We start from the raw sequence: 17,943 nt of genomic DNA, 5'->3' as shown, positions 1-17,943 counted from the left end.
GGCTTGTCTCCCGCACGCTGATCCTCTGGGATCAAGTGGATGCTGGAGCAGCGGCACGCGTGCACCCAGCGTGGTGGGGAGGGAGGGCAGGGGGCTAGCCCACTCTCCTAACTGCCTCGAGGTCGTTGGTGGTGATCAACGCGGTACTTCAGGAACGTGTAGCATAATCATGGAATGGTGAGGGTCGCAGGCTTGCGCGGGCATTCGGCCCGCGGCGTTACACGGAGCCCTGGCCCATTGGGGTGCGTGAGTGTGCCCCTCAGAGCCGTTCCTGAAGTACCGTCTAGTGACGCCCAGTGGTCCAGGCGATCGGCGCGCTCGATTTCAGGTCTATCAACAGATTCGGTCGCTTGCCGCCCAATCAGCTGGCCGCGCGTTGCTTCGAGCAGAAGGTCGCAAATATTTGCGCTATGTTCGGTGCATCTCTGGCGATGTCACGTTGGCGCATAAACGCGCGAAAATCATCAGCGACAAGGCCATGGTCCCGCTGGGGGCTCGGCAGGCTCGCGCGAGCAATCGCGCCGAAGGCGGTGTACGCAATATGGCCTTCGGGAAACGCTGGGGGAGGGGGCGAAGCGGCAGGTTGAGAATTATGATCGCCGCGTGCTGTCTTGGAAGGAGTATCCGATGGGCCCGAATGCCCGATGGTTGCGCCGGCCGACTGCTCCGTGTCCTTGCTGCGCTTCACCATACGCAACATCGGCTCGCCGGTGCTGCGCGCCTCGATTTTCAAGGAAAAGCCTGGCAGTGCGTCTTCCCTGGCGATCTTTGCTATCTCGAATTTAAAACGGCGATAGTCACCCTCAGCTCCGCTTTTCTCGAACAGCGTTGGCATGGAGATCGCAAACCCGTCCGCACCTGCACCGCCTGCATGCTTGCGGGCTACGCGATAGAGCCAGCGCTCTCTGCCCCCCGTCAGTGAAAAGTACGCAGGGTCGATGGCAAGAACCCCGCCTTCCATGAGCACGCCATCGTAGAACCATTTGGCCAGAGTGATCCGCATGCCACGGATCGATCCCTTTCGGTCGCGAATTTGACTGTGGCTGTCGATCCAAGAGAAGGTCGTCTCGACAGCATCGCCCGATCGTATGTTCGTCTTCACGGTTGTCGACTGAAGACGATCCAGCGTGTTGCTGAGCAGGTCGTACGCGCGTCCGCCCACGTCACGCTTCAGCGTCTTGAGCATGTCGTGTGGAACGACGTGGAGCGTTTGCGGAATGTCGTTGGTCCCGCGGCGCTTGTGTTCAATGAGAATCGAGGCGCAATAGATCAATATGTCGAGATCATAGATCGTAGCCAGACCATACTCGGAGTTCGCCGAGACATGGACCGTAACCTTGCCATCGGGGCTCACGTAATCGATTGGCTTGAGACGCTTGCGCTTTGACAGCGAGAAAAAGGGCCGCTCCATCGTCTCGCGCTGATCCCTGAGGGGCAGGGTGGTCAGTTGCGGGAGGAAGAGATCAACTTGCCGGTCTTTTCGCTCATCCTTCGACATTTTTCAAATCCAGCTGGCGCGTAAAAGATATTTTACCAGCGCATAAGTTATTGTTTTATAGGGAATAATAGGAAATTCAGGATTTCCCGATCTCATCGAGAGAATTTGGCCTTCTCGATAACCGGACGCAATGCTTCCAGAATTTCGTCCACCGTGCTGACGGCTTGCGGGTTGATGTTGAGCGTGAGACCCTTGGCTTTGCTATCGGAGAGCACCTCTGCAATCCGGCCGCCGGCCTGGCTCAATACCGCGGGCCTGGAACGGGGCGCGGTCTTTGGTTTCTTCTCCGCGGATGCTGCGACGAGACGTTCGAACACGCGGGCGCCCTCGATTCTTGCGAGACCAGCGTCACGGCGCTCCTGTTGTTCGGCGAAAATGATCCGCGCGGCATCGAGAATCCCGCTCTTGCGCGAGGCGTCCTTGAGCATGGGAGACAGCCGCATCCCGTGATGGACTTTGAGATCGCCCGGCTCAGCAAATGCGCTGATCACCTCTTCGGGCAGTTCGGCAAGCTGCAGCAGGTTGTGCAGGTTTTGACGCGGGATCGCCAGGCGCTCAGCCATCTGAATGCGGCCGCCGTTGTAGTATGCCTGGATGGCATGCTGATAGTTGCGCGCTCGCTCCAGGTCAGTGACGTCTTCGCGTTCCCGATTTTCCAGGTCTGCCAGCCTGAAAGCCGCTTCGTCATCGAGGGTTTCGATACGGGCGATCAGCTCGATTTCAGAGTGATTGTTGGCGTTGAGCCACGAGATCGAGAAGTGGCGGCGGGTTCCAACGATCAGTTCATAGGGCGCGGCGCCGTTCTTCGTACGCCGGATGACGACCGGTTCCCGGTTCGTGCCTTCCTCGCGGATGGAATCAATGAGGCTAGCGCAACGCTCGTGAGTCAATTGCGCATAATCGCGGGCATTACCCGGCCAGATCGTGCACTCGCTCGGTTTGATCCGTATCGTGAGCTTCTTGACCGTCTTCGAGAGCTCGTCGAGGCCCGCGCCGCGGCGCTCGAGAAATGAGGTCGCGGCGGCAGTTTCGCTAGGCCGCTCCTCGACAACCGGAGCCACGGCGGGCGTGGATTCGTCATGCCCGACCGGCTGAACGGCACCGATGCTCTCGATCGCGTTGGCGAGGAGGCTGCGTCTTTTTCCACCAGAGCTCATGCCGCCTCCGTCAGCCTGTCAGTGCCCAATTGGCCAATGCGTGACGGCCATTGCTTGCAGATGTCCTTCTCGACCTCTCGGAACACCATGTTGAGGTTATCGCGGCACCGCACGTAAGTCTGATGAGAGCCGTAGGGCTTATTGATTTCATAGATAGAGGACATCTGCAGCCCGGCGTTCTTGATTTCCTCCGACAGGAGGATGGGTGTCGATAGCAACTGACCGGCGTAAGTCTTTTCCATCACCCGTAGCATCTGGGCTTCATTCGTCCGGTTGGGCTGGAACATGGTGCAGACGACGCGGATAAATCCGTAATCGATCGAGGTGTCGAAGCGTGAAACGAGGCTCATCGCCTCGCGGCAGGTCTGCATGAAATGGATCGTTGAGAGATAGTCCAGCTGGCGGGCCGGCACCGGGATCAGGAGACCATCGGCTGCGGTTAGCGTGTTCACCCCCAGAAAGCCCATCGCTGGCGGCGGATCGAGTATAACGACATCGTAATCGTGGCGCACTTCCTCAAGGCCGATGCGCAGCATGCGGAACGCACCGGCGATTGCGTCGGGACCTTCCTCGATTGTGGCGGTCAGTTCCCATTCGGTGTCCTGGAGCCCGAGATTTGCCGGACAGATATCGATGTTCGGCCACGCCGTCTTCTGGATCGTCTTGCGGAACGAATCAGCGTCGTCCATTCTTGGAGACAGGAAATTGGAAAGCGTGTGGGTCTCCTCAACCATGGCCTCGAGGTTGACGTCGAACATCACGCTCATCGATGCCTGCGGATCGCAGTCGACCACGAGCACGCGATAACCGCGCAAACCAAGATAATCGGCCAGATGCTTGGCTGTGGTGGACTTGCTCACGCCGCCCTTGAAGTTCTGAACAGCAAGGACCACGGCCCGCTCTTCGGGAGCCTTACCCATCTTGATGCCAAGCGCTTCGCGAATGGCGATCAGATCTTCGACAGTATAGTACCGGCGGCCATTGCTGGCAGTCTTGGGGGCTGGCAGGCGTCCACGCGCTTCCGCCTTCGATAGAGCTTCAGGCGTCCTGCCGAGCATCTCGGCAGCGACAGTGGCCCCCATGGAGATATTGAGTGTCTTGCGATCGGAAGGATCGATGGCAGCCTGACGCAGCACGCTCTTGGCGTTTTCGCACGAACTGATCATTGCATCGAGGATCTGACCCGACAACATGCATGTGTCCCCTTCCGCACCTCCCGAATCAACCTGGTTCGGGAAAAAGGCAGCGAATTGACCGATAAACCCGGACACGTATTCCAAAAAAGTGGTAGTCAGTCAATTTCCATCTCCGCAAACGGGTCAAGGGCGACATTTGCGCCGATCGAACGGATGTCCGGGAGGTCCCTCCTGACGCTCGGGAGCGGCGGCCGCTCCGTTACCAGTCGCTGATGCCGCCCGGGAATGCCCAGGCCGGTTTTCAGACTACTTACGCTCAATGAGACCGATGATCTCCGAGCCATTCCATCCACGCCGAGATTTGCCATCCCGCCACCGCCGATCTGATGTCGCCTGATCGTCTCTTGCGCGCTGGAAGACCCGATTTGGTTTAACCCGCCGTTATGATGGATGTGTCCTGCTTTAAGCAGGTTAAGGCGGTATCCATTCATCAGCATGCTTTGAAGATCATAAATCTTGTGATATGCCGTATGGAACCGGCATCATGTCGTTTAACGCCGGATGGAAACAACAGTGCCTGCCTCACGGAAGCGCTCCTACGCACGTTACACACTTGCAGCAACCGAACTGCTTGGCGCTCTGGTGGCCATGGAGCGCAAAACCCGCAGGATGTCTGTGCTTGAGCTCGCCGAACGGCTTGGCGTCGATCGCGGGACCTTGAGCCGGCTTGAGCGTGGAGACCCCAAGGTTGAGCTTGGCGTGGCGTTCGAGGCATGTGCTCTGCTGGGCGTACCACTTTTCAATGAGGATGCTCAGGGTATCACATCGCGGCTGGCAGAGATAAACAGCCGGCTTGCGCTCCTACCTGCTCGTGCGCGCGCGAAACGTGTGAGCATCAGCGATGATTTCTAGGGCTCCTCATCCGCGCGAAGTATTCGTATGGACGTGGCTGCCCGGGCAGGTTGAACCGGTGATCGCCGGTCGGCTCGTCGTTGATGGCAGGCGAATTCTGTTTGCTTATGGCCGGACCTACCGTGAGCGCGCCGATGCGATCCCGCTTTACCTTCCGGAATTGCCGATCAGATCCGGGCCGATCGAGCCGCCGGGCGCTATGATCATGGCGAGCGCCATCCGCGACGGGGCGCCAGATGCTTGGGGGCGGCGCGTCATCCTCAACAAGACTTTCGGCGAAAAAGGGACCGAACTTGAAGGTCTCGAACTCGACGAGCTGGTATTCCTGCTTGAATCCGGCTCGGACAGGGTGGGCGCTCTCGACTTTCAGGTCGCTGCTGACCGATATGTACCGCGTGGCACGGGCCATGCGACACTGGAAGAGCTTCTTGCCTCAGCGGAAAGGGTCGAACGCAATATCCCTCTCACGCCCGAACTCGATCAGGCACTGCATCACGGCAGTTCGATCGGCGGCGCACGGCCCAAGGCATTGATCAGCGACGGCACGAGAAAACATATCGCCAAATTCTCGAGCAGTGGTGACAGCTACTCGGTGGTGAAGGGTGAATTTATTGCCATGCGCCTCGCTGCGCTTGCAGGCCTGCACGTCGCGCCCGTTCGTATCGTCCATGCGTCGGGGAAGGACGTGCTGATGGTCGAACGTTTTGACCGTATTGCACGGCAGAATGGCTGGTCGCGCCGCGCGATGGTCTCGGCACTGACAATTCTGGAACTCGATGAAATGCAGGCGCGCTATGCGAGCTACCAGGATCTTGCCGAGAAGGTCCGTTTCCGGTTCACGAAGCCCAAAGAGACGCTGCGCGAGCTTTTCTCACGCCTGATATTCAATGTCCTGGTCGGCAACGTCGATGATCATGCCCGCAATCATGCAGCCTTCTGGGATGGCTCGCAGCTCACGCTCACGCCTGCCTACGACATTTGCCCGCAGAACCGGGTGGGAGAGGAAGCGAGCCAGGCGATGTTTATCTCCGGCCAGCATCGCTCGAGCCAAATCGCGACATGCCTTAGCGTTGCAGGCGATTTTCATCTTCGGGAGGAAGAGGCGATCGCAATTGTCGCAGGCCAGCTCGAGGTGATCGGTGCGCACTGGGGGGCGGTTAGCAACGAAGCGGGGCTGGGCGAGGTTGACCGGGCACTGTTCTGGGGGCGGCAGTTCCTGAACCCTTATGCTTTCTACGGGCTTGAAGGAACAGCATCCCGCTTGGCGACGCGCGCCTCGGTAATCCGCGCAGCGATCTGACTCTTGTCGCGGCCTACAATGAAGCCGTGATGGACCGGCGGCGTACCTGGCGACTTCTGCGCCGCGTCCTGGACATTTGGCGCGGGTGAGGGGGCGGGAAACATCAGCCGGAAGATGAGCGTGCCCTCCCGAAACATCGCCACTGAATTGTTCTTTCCAAGACGAGGCTGTGCTAAAATTGATTGCATCATGGACAGTGAAATTCCACCGGTAGAAGAGGCAAATCGCGGGATGATCTCGCGGCCGCCCCGGTTGGCACATTGGCTGTGGCGGCCATGGTACGCCCGGGTCTGGTGGGCCGGCGCGTCGCTTTACTGGCTTGGAAAGCTGGGGTCGTACTGGAGCGAGGGATTGAACGCAGTCTTTACGACGGCCCTTGCCGGCTACCTCAATGTGGCGTTCTTTCCGCCTTTGATCATTCTGGTTCTTGCGAACGGCTTCCTTCGGCCATGGATGCAGTACCATGGGTGGGAGCGCTGTGACCCGACGCATGAAGAGATAATCCCAAAACGATCGGATTGGGGCTATCGGCATATTGATGATGACCCGTTTGATATAAGGTCTATCCGGAATAGGAACCGACAGAAAATACCTTAGTCGTCTTAATTCCCTTCTTTGAAAGTCGGATCGCCGTCAAAGATTCCGTGATCGAGATCGTTGGAGAAGCGTCCGCTCCTCAATATCGAACCTTGTTCGATGGTAGAAAGGGGGCTTGTGATATCTGCCGTGCCTCGACCGGCGTCGGCGTCGCGAAGGTACTTGTTTCGCAGTCCGTTCGGACCAACGATGTTTTCGCTCAGCGAACGGGTAAAGGCCGCAGCCGGGTTGTCCGATTGCGCGGCATCCCGTTCCGCGTGCGCAATTGCGGACCTCACATCGTAATTCATAATGTCCAAATGTGCGGATGCGCTTTCCGTGGTGCCGCCCCGGTCTGTGCTCGAGAAGCTGAGCGATCCGCTTGCCCCTCCTTCCGTCGAGTTGCGGCCGCCTCCCTTGTTGCCAGATGACTTGCCGCGCCTGGCGCTCGCTGAGATCGATGCATTAAGCTCGGTGCCCATTGCATTGCTTTCCTCAGCTGATCTTGAAAGCGTGCGAGACCATCCCGTCTGCGCCATGATCGCCTGCACGTCGCGTTGCAGAGTGTCGGCAACCTGCGGCTTCAGGCGCCATTGCCCTTTCCGGTCCATCTCGAAACCACCGCGCAGCCAGTTCTCCATCGCGCTGCGACCTTCTGCCCCGCCACCCATGAAATGCTCGACAGTGTCGGGCCCTGCCTGCTTCCCGGCCTCGAAGCGTGTGCTCGTGTCGTTGCGGGCAGACTTCTGAAATCCCGTGCTGCTCGAGACGAGCAGGTCGTTGTGCGCAAAGCTGAACCGCGCGCGCCCGCCATTGGCGACCGCGCCGAGCTGGCTTTCATTGATGAGACCGGCCTTCCACATCTGCGCTGCGGTTCGCGGGTTGAGATTGAGGTTGAAGTCGCCGTTCTGGTCCATGGCGATCTGGCGCTTGCTGAGCCCGACCCCTGCCTCGCGCAGCATGCGGTGCGCGCGGCTCAGCCTCTCGGTCTCGACCACGCGCGTGAGGCGCTCGTTCCTGGCCCGATCGGCGATGCCGGCGGCCCCGCCTTCTTGCATGTCGACCTGGTTGCCGGCTGTTCGGGAGAGGGCCTGGATAAAGCTGTCGAGCCGTGCCGCCTCGCGTGTCGATGTGCCCGCAGCCTCTGCACCGTCTGCGAAGCCGAAGTTTTCCGACTGCCTGCGCTGTTCGGCAATGCGCGCAGCATCGCGCGTACCCGAATGCCCGACCTCGCGCTGCGCATCGAGCTTTCCGGCGCGTTCCGCAAAATCGTAACCGGCTGCCTCCCTGCTGCGAGCGTAGATGCTGGTCCCTTCTCTCGCCGCTTCGGCGGTGGCCCCGTCGGCAGAACCGAGCTGCACAGCAGTATTGTATCGTGCGAGCGCATGCTCGACCTGTGCCTCGTTCCGCCCCGTCGAGCGGGACAGCTGGGAAATCGCAGACGATCTCGCTTCGCCGGAAAGGGCATTTATGAAAGCGATGCGCCGATTGGTCTCGTCCACCGAAAGGCCGAGCATGGCTGCGGCCTGGCGGTGTCCCTGGTTGCCCCCGGCGCGGCGTGCCTGTTCTGTGGCGACATTCCCCCGCTCATGCTGCGCGACCGCGTCACCGTCATGATCGCGCCGTCCCTCCATGGCACCCGTCTGGACCTGCGCCGCGGTCAGTTCGTTGCGCAGCATGGCCTCCTGGTCGAACCCGTTAGCGATCACCTTCGCCATCGTCGGATCGGCGGCTGCGTCCGCGATGATACTTGCGGATTTAAGTTCGGCATCCGCGCTTCCATAGCCCATTCTCTCGAAATGACGGGTCGCCGCCTTGTGCATCATTTCATAGGCGCGCTGGTCGCCGAACGCGCGCCATTGAACCATGTTCTGTGCGAACGAGGCGAAGGCTCGTTCGCCCTGTTGCCCGTCACCAAAATAGCGGTGCCCCAAAGAGCGCAGCGCGTCTTTTTCGGCGAACTGATGGATAGCCGATGTTGCAGCATTGTCGCGCATGGACTGGCGCGCCGCAGGGCTCGAGAGATCGCCCTTTGCCATGACAGGCACGAGCGCACCTGCCTCGCGAGCGGCATCAAGCCCTCCCATTGAGAATGCGGCTTGTCCGGGAACCGTTCCGCGGGCGGATTCCATGAGCCCTTGCGCAGACGCGAAACTGCGGTTTGCGGCAAACGAAGAGCGTTCCCCAAAATCTCCAAAGCCGGAGGAGGCGGACTTGCGGGTCATGGCGCCCGAAGCCGAGGCCTGGGCCTCCAACGCCGAGGCGTATCCTTCGCTGGTCGCCAGCGGCGCGGCCTGGCTGCTGGCCTGGCCCTGGACCCCAAGCGCTGTTCCGGTGAAGGAGCTGAACACGTTTCCGGAAAAACGAAACATCGTGAACACGAACGCGCCAGCAAGTCCCGCAGCGGCGGTGCGGAAACTTCCAAAGATGGCGAGGCCCTTTTGCGCGGATGATGGGGCAAGAAGCCAGGCGTTCGCTGCGACGGCGTTGGAGCGCATTTCGGCGAGGGCATCCATCGCCCGGGCAAGCGTCAACTGGTGGATCCCGGCATCGACGACCCCCCACAGGGCGACAAAGACAAAGAGGCCCAGCGCGAAACTGGCGACGCGAAGGTTGATCGGCGTAAGAATGAAAAGCAGAGCGAGGGGCAGCATGAAGAGCATGATGCCAAAGACGACCGCCCGGATCGTTGGCATCCATTCGTTGGCGACCGACATTGTCGCCAGGCCGTTCGTCATCACAGCGCGGTTTGCCAAGACCCTGGCCGCCGAAGCCGGGCTGTCCTCGAACAGCACGTCCCCGATCGTGTTGCCCAGGAGAATGTCGGTCATCAGGGACTGGAGCGAAAGCGGCGTGCCCATCATCGAGGCGCCAAGCTCGCCAAGCTGGCTGCGACAGCGCTGCAGCTGGGGAGCCTGATCCGGATCGAAGCCGGTCCGCTCGCACACCCGTCTTGTGTAATTCTCAAACAGTAAAGGATCGGAAAGGCGCGCCGAGATATGCTGCCATGCCTCGTCGCAGCTCACGGTAGCGCCGGCCTTGTCCGAAGCTGTGTAGACGGTTGAGAAGGTGGCCGGTCCCGCCATGGCCGCAAAGGCGGCAGGCAGATCGGTGGATGTGCGAAACAGTGCGTCGTCATCGACCCCGTAGGCGCTCGAGACGCGCGCGACGGGATAGCACCGGCGAACGTAATCCTTGATGGTGGCATCGAGGAACATGTCGGTCATGGGGCCATGCGGCGAGACGGCGTTGAAGAAAAGATCAAGGCTATGCCCGCCGGCGCCGAACTCGATTTTGCTCGCCGGATCCAGAGTGCTGTCGTCAATCGTCTCGACCAGAGCGCGTTCGATGAGATTGGTGGTGCCCGCGACCAGGACGATGAGGTTGGGAACGCTTCCGACCGGTTCATAGGCGTTGCGAACCCTGTCGTAGACATGGACCGTGCCGGTGGTCGCAATCATGCCGACAAAAAGTCCGACGCCGACCAGGATCTGGAATCCGAAAGCGACAAGACCCATTCCCTGGCCGCGCAGCCCGGCGAGAAGCGCACCGATCGCGATGCCTGCGGTCGCGATGACGACAACCAGCGTCTCGTACCGCGCATCGGCGAAAATGAGCGAGACCAGGCGGAAGGCATCGACCGTCTCGGAAAACCCGTCGTACGTATAGAAACTCGCGTCGATTGCCCATGCCGGCATCGGCGCCAGCCAGCCGAGTATACCGGCGAGCGTAGCGGCGAGGGAGCGGGCGGTGGTTTTGAGCCACGGCGGCATCTCAGCGCTGCCTCGCTGCGGCGGCGCCCGCAGCGTCGCGCGCATCGCGGTCGCGCTGGCGCATGAGGCCTGCGTAGCTCGCGGAGAGGTTGGCGGTGTTGAGCGCGGCAAGATAGGATTGTCGCATCTGCGCACGCTGGCGCAGAACCTCCTCGCGAAGCTCGCGCAGTTGCTCGATGCCCTTGCTCAGTATGCGGGTCTGGCAGATGCCGCTTCCTGCAGCGTCGAGGGAGCCTGCGGCCGAGGTTGACCGCTCTGCGTTGCCGATGGCGAAATCGATCGAGCGCGTCAGGTCATTGAGCATCTGGTAGGCAAGGGTGAGGGCGACCAGCTCGTCGGTATCGCCGATCACCGATCCGGTCACGCCCTGGCGGACGCCCCATTCCAGCATGCGATAGACAGGCAGCGTTCCGACGTTCGCCACGAACTGGCGTTCCTCTGCGTCCAGCGTCCCGCGGTTACGTATCTTGGCGGCGATCGCTTCCATTCTTGTGCGGGCAAGTTCGAGGGCGCCCCGGCCACCGTCTGCGACGCAGTCCGATGCGGTCGCCGGGATGTTCAGGACGCGGCGCTGCACAGTACCGGACAGGAAGTCGTCCGGGCTGTCTGTGTCCTGGTGCGGGCAGGCCGGTATGGCGGAGAAGAGGGGAACCTTGTCCGCCTCGTTCCAGCGCATGTAGACGTCGCCGACCCGGGCACGCATGACCTCGGCCCAGTCGCCCGCACCCACTCGCGATGCCGCGTGCGAGAGCAGGGAGCCGGTGCGGAAAATATCGGTCACTTCGCTGGGGCAGTTGGCGAGCGCATCCTTCAGATCCTCGGTCGGGTTGTTGTTGTTCGCCTGGATCTTCTCGCGGCTCTGCTGGTAGCTCTTGGCAAAGCCCTGCTTCACGGACCGGTAGCCGGTCATCTCCTCGATGATACCCGACATGTTGTCGTCGCCCTTCGCTATCTGCACCATGCGATTGGCGAGGCGGCAGTCGTTCACCTGAATTGAGTTCAGGAAGTTTGTGGCCGCCTCCATCTTCGAGATTATATTTCCCATCTTCTCGTCGAGCGTTTCGAGCAGGTACTGGAAGGCAACGGCAGGAGCAGCCTGAAGAATGCTTTCAAGCTTCTGCACCAGATAGTCGGGATCCAGAAAGGACATGCCCCCCAGGAACATGTCGATGCCGCCGCAGCCCGCCTTGACCTTGGGCAGGGTGAGCGACATCAGGTAGTCGTTGTTCACATCGACCCGGCCGGACATGCCTCCCGCAGTCACGTAGCCGCGGGTCTGGTCCTCGAAGCTCCCGGGCGAGATATAGGTCACATTGTCGAACCAGCTCTCGGCCCAGCTCTGCGCGCGGGCCGGTGCGGCCGTAGCGCATGAGAACGCGATGGCGGCGAGCAGGAGGCAGCAAAAAGAGAGTGAGCGGCGAAGCAACATGGGCGGTCTCCTCGTCAGGTCCGTGAGGGTGCGAGCTTGCGCTGGGCAGATATGAAGCGCGCTCAGTCGGAGGCAGGTCTTCGGCCGGGAAGTGCTTGTGACCCGGCGCCAACGATGCCCGTAAACCTTGCCATGCCGCGCACCGCGATGGCAGGCCGCACGCCGCGTATCATCTTGAAGGCAAGATAGACGTTGCGCGCGATGTTGGCCTCGTGATCCGTGCCGATCGCTACTGGCACTGTCCGCCTCTTGTCAGCGCGGGCTCGCACCCAGACGACCGGATGGCCCACCCATGGCAGGCCGAATTTTCCCGAACGCACCGTAGCCTCCTCGCGGCTCAGAACCTTGACCTGCAGTCCGTAGCGGTCAGCCAGATCCTGCAGCTTTGCCCAGGTATCGGCGCACGGAATGCAGCCCGGCTCACTCGTGGTCTCGATGAGATAGGCCGGGCCCTGGGACTTGAGCGTCTCGGCAAAATCGGGCGGATACTGGCGGGTGAGAGGAACGAGGGCCAGCCTCGCTTCCATCGCGGCCGGGTTTGCGACAGGATGTATCGCACGCGCAGCATTGACGTCGGCGGCGTCACTGCTGACGGAACAGGACAAGCCAGCAGCGAGAGCCGGCAGCAACCATGAGGGCAGGGGTGGCCGCATGACCCGGGTCATGGCTCGAGGCCTGCGCCGGAGTTCGAATTGCTGCGCAACAAAGCGCCACCCGCAGCACGCGGATCACTCGCCGATACGGGGCCGAGGCCCAGCGCGTCGAAGAAGCCGCCTTCCTCGCCGGCTCCGGTCATGAACTGCTCGGGGCGAATGTCTCCTGAAAGCAGACGCACGGCCTGATAGGTCATCTGTGCGAGGGCCGGATAGGCTTCGACACCGCTGGCAACGATCATGCGCTGGTTGGTGCCGCGCCGTATGAGCAGCGTCACAGGCGTTGCCTCGATACCGAAGCGCTCGCCGAGCTCAGGCCTTCGGTCGAGGTCCATGAGCGAGACCTGCCAGCCCATCTCTTCCTGGAAGCGCTGAACGATAGGCCACTGGATCCGGCAGTAGCCGCAGCTTTCCCGGCTGAACATGACCAGCGCGAAATCCGCTGCCCTCGCGCGCAAATAGCGCCGCCTTGTCTCATCCTTGTGCGCGAGGAGGCGATCCCTCGCATCGCCCACCATCGGGTTCGCGCTTCTCGAGTTCAGCTCGGGGTTCTGCAACATGGCGAGCTGTGTCACGCCTGCGAAGGCGCGCGCCTTTCTCCTGGCAAAATCCTCCAGGCGCCAGAAGTCCGCGACAGCTTCTACCGTGAGAACGGTCGCAGCATAGTCGCGCTGATCCTCGATCAGCTTGCGGATGCGCGGCGGAGGCCACGCGGCAAGTTCGTTCATGGGGGGAATGCGAGGGCGCGAAGGGATGGCGATGTGCTTGGGCTCCTGCGCTGTGGGCTCGGCTTTTGGAGCGTACCACCAGTAACCGGGCTTTGGGTCAGGCGCTGATGCAACGGCGGCGACGGGTGTGTAGAGCAGCAGGACGAGGAGAGGGGTGGTTCCAAGCCGGTTCACAGCACGCGCTCCATGCGAACGAGGCGGGAGAGGGCGATGAGCCCATAGTACCGACTGTCGAACCCATCGGGATGGGCAGAGCCTATGAAAGCATACCCTGCAGGGACCCTGGGGTGCGCAGGCGTGAAATGGGCCAGGCTTTCGCCGTTCCTCGTGCGCGGCTTGCTGACCGAAAGCAGCCGGCCATTGCAGTAGTACCATCCGTCCTTGATGCCCGGGTAGACCGACTGCTTCTCGATCACCTCAAGGCGATCGCCAGGCAGGCAAAGCACGTGCTTGGTCACATTGACGGGGCGGGGTCCGGCGAGAGGATGGCTCAGCACAAACGAGACGAGGTCGCCGCGGCGAAGCGCACCCGGCGATGCGCGAACCGCCCATGCATTGATGGACGGGCTGATGACCCAGGTGATCTGGGGAATTGCCCACGAGGTGGCGAGCCCGACCGGTAACACGATCATGCAGGCAAGTGGCAGCCGGAGGGGGCGGGCGGGTTGTCCCGGCCCTCCGGACCCGAGCGAGACCGCCGCGGCGCGCGGCAGGGCAGCGAGGGCGAGGCCTGCCATTCTAGCGGATCTCCAGGCGAGCCTTAGCATCACGCACCTCCGTGTCGTCGCCCGCCAGGCGGGCATATTCCTCGAGCATTCCGGCGAGCGCCGCATCACCCAGGACCAGCTGCGTGGCTCTCGGGCTCTCGGCGTCGCGTTCACAGTAAGGCTGGGAAGGATCTCCCGGGATCATCGCGAGCGCGGGCACCCGGGTGACGCCATGCTGGCGAAATACGACCGGATCGACGATCAGCTGCACATTGCGCATGCTGCAGGCAGGCCCTTCGCACCCGGGATCGAGCCTGAGGATTTGCGCCGATAGTCTCGCCATTGGAGCAACCCTCGCGAGCCCACCGGGCATCCCCCTGAATGCCAGGACGCCTCCCACCCTTTCCAGCTGGCTGGCATAAGTGCGCAGCGTGGCGATCGGCATCGAGGACGATACGAAAAGAACCGGCACGCGGGCTGAGGAGGCACGCGCCACTGCCCCGGCGGCCAGGGCTTCGGTCGACGGTGCCTCCAGGCCCAGCGCCTGTCCAAGCCTGCGCGCCATGGCCTCGCGCTCCTGCGCAAAGCCGGCCTGTCCGGCCTCGAGGGCCGATCTGGCACGGCCCTCCATCGCCGGCATTGCCGCACGCGAATGCATCGCATCGAAGGCGCGGCGGCGCGAGCCGGAGTTCGGCTCTTGCGGGAGAACGGGAGCGTGGAGCACCTGCGCCTTGCGGGCGCTGACGGCCTTCTCGATACGGTCGAGCGCGGCCGCCCCCTCGCTTTCGATACCGGCGCGGGCTGTGACCGAACTGTTCTGCCCGTCGCCCCTGGTGCTCTCCTGCGCACCGGCACTCGCGACCGGGAACAAGAGGGCCAGGATGGCGAGCGGGACACGCACGTCAGCTGCCGATCTGTTGCATGTAGGCATCGATCCGATCCTTCATGTCGACCTCGATCTCACCCTGTGAGCGGGTCTCGATGTCCGTGTAGTATTCGGAGAGATCCATCCGGCTGAAGTCGAGTGCCTGGAACTCTTCGGCCGTGAAACCCCGGCACGCGGGGTTCTTCGCGCTCCCCCAGCCTGTCGCATTGAATGAAGTGAGCTGAGGGCGTCCCTGCTCCTGGATGATCCGGCCCAGTTTGGTGTTGAAGCAGCAATGGCCCCGCGATTTCTGTACGCAGATGCCAAGGACGCTCGAACTGCAATAGCTGCCGATCTCGTGGCACATTCCTGACCCGCGCAGCATGCCGGTTTCCATGTCCTGGGCGTCGCAGCCCTGGAGGAGCACCTCGACCATGAAGTTGATGGCAAGGCTGACGGCGATCGAGGTGGGGTCGATCCCCGCGATGATGGCATTGGCCCCGGCGGATGCCGCCTGGCTGGCGGTCGCGCCCGCTTTGAAAGCGGTGTAGGCCGCCTTCATTCCCGTAAACACGCCTTTCGCCACGGCAATTTTCGTCGAGAGCGAGGCGAGTGACGAACCCATGCCGTCCTTGACGATCTCGCCCTTGTCCTTGCAGCAGTTCTGGAAGGTCGTCTTCAGTCCCGCCGGTCGGCAGCGCATCGCGCGGCCCGAGAATATCTCGATGTTGGCCGTGCAGTTCCCATCGGCATCCACGCTTCCGTCGGCAGGCGTGCCCGGGTCTTCGACGACCTCCTCGTCTTCGATCGGAGACATGGCCGTATCGATGCAGGCGACGGGCGAGCACGCCGGGGCACCGCCGGCCGCCGTGCTTTCGCAGGCGTAAGCTGCGCCCAGGGGACAGGTGTAGGAGCCGGTCGATGACATGACACATGCCGCGCGCTGGATCGGGCACTGCGAGGCGCCGGAAACCGTCGTCTCGCAGGCGGCGGTTTCGCCTTCTTCTGCGGCATCTCCGTTTCCGTTGAGGTCGAGAGCGCAAAGGTGCTCGGCGTGTGCCGGCACCGGGAGCGTCAGACCCGAACATCCGAAGGCCAGCACCAAAGCCAGTCCGCCGATTGCGATGAGCCGGCTCATCGCACCACCCTCGTGCAGGTCATATCGGCACCCGCAAGTCGTACCGACTGCATCATGACAACCGCTTCCGGAAAATCGTCGAGGCAACCGCAGCCCGTGATGATGCTCTCGCCCGCGCCGGCCGGGCAGACGTTGTCCGCGCCGCAGATGTGGTAGAACGTATCCCAACCGGACGGATCGTTCTGCTGCGAACCGGTGACGCCGGTGGGCGTCGCCTGCGTGTTCACCTGCGGCGCGCGGGTCTTGCAGACGGCCTCGCAGGCTGGCACCGAACCGCGCGGCGGCATCGAGAACGGGTTGGTCGTCTGAACCAGCGTTCCGTCCGCCGCCGTGCGCTGATCTGCCAGCATCGTCTCGGTCGAGTGATCGATGATAAACGCGCCCCGGGTAAGATCCGGCTGCGTCAGGCCGGAGGTGTCGGTGAGACAGCTGTAGGTGCGCTTGCGCGTGAAGAAATCGCGGGTCAGCGAGACAGCGCAACGGTCCGCGCCGAACTGACGGGTCTGCGCAAGCGGACGCAGCCCCGTCGCCACACCGCTGCGCAGCGTGACGACGCCATCGACATCCTCCTCCGCGAGATTGCACTGGGCATCCCCGGCATAACCGGCGCACTGGTTCGCGATGCTCTCTTTTGTGCTGCAGCTGTCGTCGGTCTGGACATGGATTTGCGCGAAGGCCTCGCCGCCATCGGCGACCGCCGCGCGAAGCCAGATCTCGTGATCACCGGCGGTCAGGAAGCCCCGCAGATCGAAGTCCGGATAGACGTGGAAGGTGGCCTTGCGTTCGCACTTGCCGGGCGGGAGGCCGCTCGAGGTCCATGCCGATGGTCCCGAGGCGATGAGCTGGCCATCGATGCGGATTTGAGCCCAGTCGTCGGCGAAATAGTGCGTCAGCCTCGCCGCTGAAATACGGTCGGCATCGCTGACGTGAAGCGTCATGCGAAAGTCGAAGAGAGAGCAGGATCCCCCTGACAAGCTGTCGTTTGAGGGCGAACCCATCAGGAAGTCGATCGATCCGGATCCTGTGCGGTTCTCCGCGTATCCACCGGATACGCGCTGGAGGATATCGTCTATGCCCGGGCTGGCGATCGTGACCACGCGTTCGATCGTGCAGCTGCGCGATTGCTGTGCCCGTCCCGTCCCGGCGGGTGAGGCTGCCACCTGCTGAAAGATGGTGCTTGCCGATGCGCTGGCAGCCGCGTCCGACTGGATCAACGCCGGGCTTGCCCGATACCGCGTCTGGGAAACCTGCGTGTCGCTCGTGCAGGCAGTGGATTGCGAACCCACATAGCTGATGGTGGGCGGGCTGACCTGAGCTACAGCGATCCCGATCCTGGGGTCAGCGGTCGTAAGCGCACCGACCATACCTCCGCCGATATCCTTGAGGACATCGGCGATGTTGGACCAGGCAAGATTGGCGCCGCAGCTGTCGTTGATGCAGTAGCACCCTGCAAGCTCGGGAAGCTCGACTTCCCGCAAGCTGAGGGCGCCCGCGTTATCGATGGCCCAGGCAAAGTTCCTGCACTGGTTCCAGGTACCGGGATCGCAGGAGATCACCCCGTTCGCACATACTCCTGAAATCGGACGGGTGAGGGTGCTGGTCCGGTCGAACGATCCATCCATGTCGGTATCCTGCGACACCTGTACGTGATGTATGTCGCCGCCGTTGCCGGGCTGGATCATCACCTGGAGCAGCGTCGCGGTGGTCTGGCAGCTGAGGGAAGGGGTGAACGACACGCTCTGGTCGATCGTCGAGACCGCACCGCCGCCAAGGCCGGGGGCGATGTAGTTGCCCTGAAGGCTCTCGCTCGAACCGGTCCTCGCCCGGGAGGCATCCGCGGCGGCCCGCGCACGATCCTCGAGCGACTGAGCCTGCGCCACGTTTGCGAGAAACAGAATACCGGCGATGCTGGCGAGCACACTTGCCGCATGCCGGGCCCCGGGTCGTAGCGCGGATCGGGCCGGGAGATCCGATGGGGTGGTCAGCGCGGCCGCGTCCGGTTTCCCGTGCCAGGCCGTAGCATGGGGACGACTTCGGCCGGGTGAGGGATTGACGCGTACCGCGCTGACCT

13 protein-coding genes are annotated in these 17,943 nt (G+C 62.3%); 2 read left to right on the top strand and 11 right to left on the bottom strand.

Features of this window, described 5'->3' with window-relative positions; translation table 11 throughout:
- Positions 1 to 361 precede the first annotated feature (361 nt).
- From ACFFDA_RS09235 to ACFFDA_RS09225, 3 genes are all read right to left on the bottom strand, one after another.
- A complete protein-coding gene (locus ACFFDA_RS09235) occupies positions 362 to 1,498 on the bottom strand; it encodes a replication initiator protein A (protein ID WP_404478394.1) in 1,137 nt (378 codons plus the stop codon).
- A 92-nt stretch (positions 1,499 to 1,590) separates the two neighbouring features.
- The gene (locus ACFFDA_RS09230; protein ID WP_404478392.1) at positions 1,591 to 2,655 is read right to left on the bottom strand and encodes a ParB/RepB/Spo0J family partition protein; all 1,065 of its coding nucleotides are present in this window, start codon (positions 2,653 to 2,655) and stop codon (positions 1,591 to 1,593) included.
- Positions 2,652 to 3,848, bottom strand: a complete 1,197-nt coding sequence (locus ACFFDA_RS09225) for an AAA family ATPase (RefSeq protein WP_404478391.1) — start codon at positions 3,846 to 3,848, stop codon at positions 2,652 to 2,654. The genes ACFFDA_RS09230 and ACFFDA_RS09225 overlap by 4 nt, the downstream gene beginning before the upstream one ends.
- 516 nt (positions 3,849 to 4,364) lie before the next feature.
- Here ACFFDA_RS09225 and ACFFDA_RS09220 point away from each other — a divergent pair.
- Entirely contained in the window at positions 4,365 to 4,703 is a 339-nt protein-coding gene (locus tag ACFFDA_RS09220; protein WP_404478390.1) for a helix-turn-helix transcriptional regulator, read from the top strand.
- Positions 4,693 to 6,003 carry a type II toxin-antitoxin system HipA family toxin gene (locus ACFFDA_RS09215; RefSeq protein ID WP_404478389.1) on the top strand — a complete coding sequence of 437 codons (1,311 nt, stop codon included), beginning with the start codon at positions 4,693 to 4,695 and terminating at the stop codon, positions 6,001 to 6,003. The genes ACFFDA_RS09220 and ACFFDA_RS09215 overlap by 11 nt, the downstream gene beginning before the upstream one ends.
- Before the next feature lie 602 nt (positions 6,004 to 6,605).
- Here the strand turns inward: ACFFDA_RS09215 and ACFFDA_RS09210 are convergent.
- The 8 genes from ACFFDA_RS09210 to ACFFDA_RS09175 all read right to left on the bottom strand — a co-directional run bounded on the left by ACFFDA_RS09210 (position 6,606) and on the right by ACFFDA_RS09175 (position 17,791).
- Positions 6,606 to 10,277, bottom strand: a complete 3,672-nt coding sequence (locus ACFFDA_RS09210) for a conjugal transfer protein TraG N-terminal domain-containing protein (RefSeq protein ID WP_404478775.1) — start codon at positions 10,275 to 10,277, stop codon at positions 6,606 to 6,608.
- Between the two features lie 76 nt (positions 10,278 to 10,353).
- Positions 10,354 to 11,781, bottom strand: coding sequence for a conjugal transfer protein TraH (locus ACFFDA_RS09205; protein ID WP_404478388.1), 1,428 nt, complete (start codon positions 11,779 to 11,781; stop codon positions 10,354 to 10,356).
- Between the two features lie 62 nt (positions 11,782 to 11,843).
- Positions 11,844 to 12,308 (bottom strand): hypothetical protein, encoded by a 465-nt coding sequence (locus tag ACFFDA_RS09200; RefSeq protein WP_404478387.1) that lies wholly within the window; start codon positions 12,306 to 12,308, stop codon positions 11,844 to 11,846.
- Between the two features lie 134 nt (positions 12,309 to 12,442).
- Positions 12,443 to 13,303 carry a conjugal transfer protein TraF gene (locus ACFFDA_RS09195; protein WP_404478774.1) on the bottom strand — a complete coding sequence of 287 codons (861 nt, stop codon included), beginning with the start codon at positions 13,301 to 13,303 and terminating at the stop codon, positions 12,443 to 12,445.
- Positions 13,304 to 13,332: 29 nt separating this feature from the next.
- Positions 13,333 to 13,929, bottom strand: coding sequence for a S26 family signal peptidase (locus tag ACFFDA_RS09190; RefSeq protein WP_404478386.1), 597 nt, complete (start codon positions 13,927 to 13,929; stop codon positions 13,333 to 13,335).
- Complete coding sequence (locus tag ACFFDA_RS09185) at positions 13,901 to 14,770, bottom strand: type-F conjugative transfer system pilin assembly protein TrbC (RefSeq protein WP_404478385.1); 870 nt, start codon at positions 14,768 to 14,770, stop codon at positions 13,901 to 13,903. Before ACFFDA_RS09185 ends, ACFFDA_RS09190 begins: the two co-directional genes overlap by 29 nt.
- 1 nt (position 14,771) lies before the next feature.
- Positions 14,772 to 15,872 carry a conjugal transfer protein TraN gene (gene traN, locus ACFFDA_RS09180; RefSeq protein ID WP_404478384.1) on the bottom strand — a complete coding sequence of 367 codons (1,101 nt, stop codon included), beginning with the start codon at positions 15,870 to 15,872 and terminating at the stop codon, positions 14,772 to 14,774.
- Positions 15,869 to 17,791, bottom strand: a complete 1,923-nt coding sequence (locus ACFFDA_RS09175) for a hypothetical protein (protein ID WP_404478383.1) — start codon at positions 17,789 to 17,791, stop codon at positions 15,869 to 15,871. Before ACFFDA_RS09175 ends, traN begins: the two co-directional genes overlap by 4 nt.
- Positions 17,792 to 17,943: the final 152 nt, after the last annotated feature.

The organism is Novosphingobium sp. BL-52-GroH, from assembly GCF_044813085.1.
In the GTDB taxonomy this organism is placed as follows: domain Bacteria; phylum Pseudomonadota; class Alphaproteobacteria; order Sphingomonadales; family Sphingomonadaceae; genus Novosphingobium.
The sequence above is the reverse complement of the archived record's forward strand: the minus strand, read 5'-3'. Positions and strand labels throughout refer to the sequence as shown.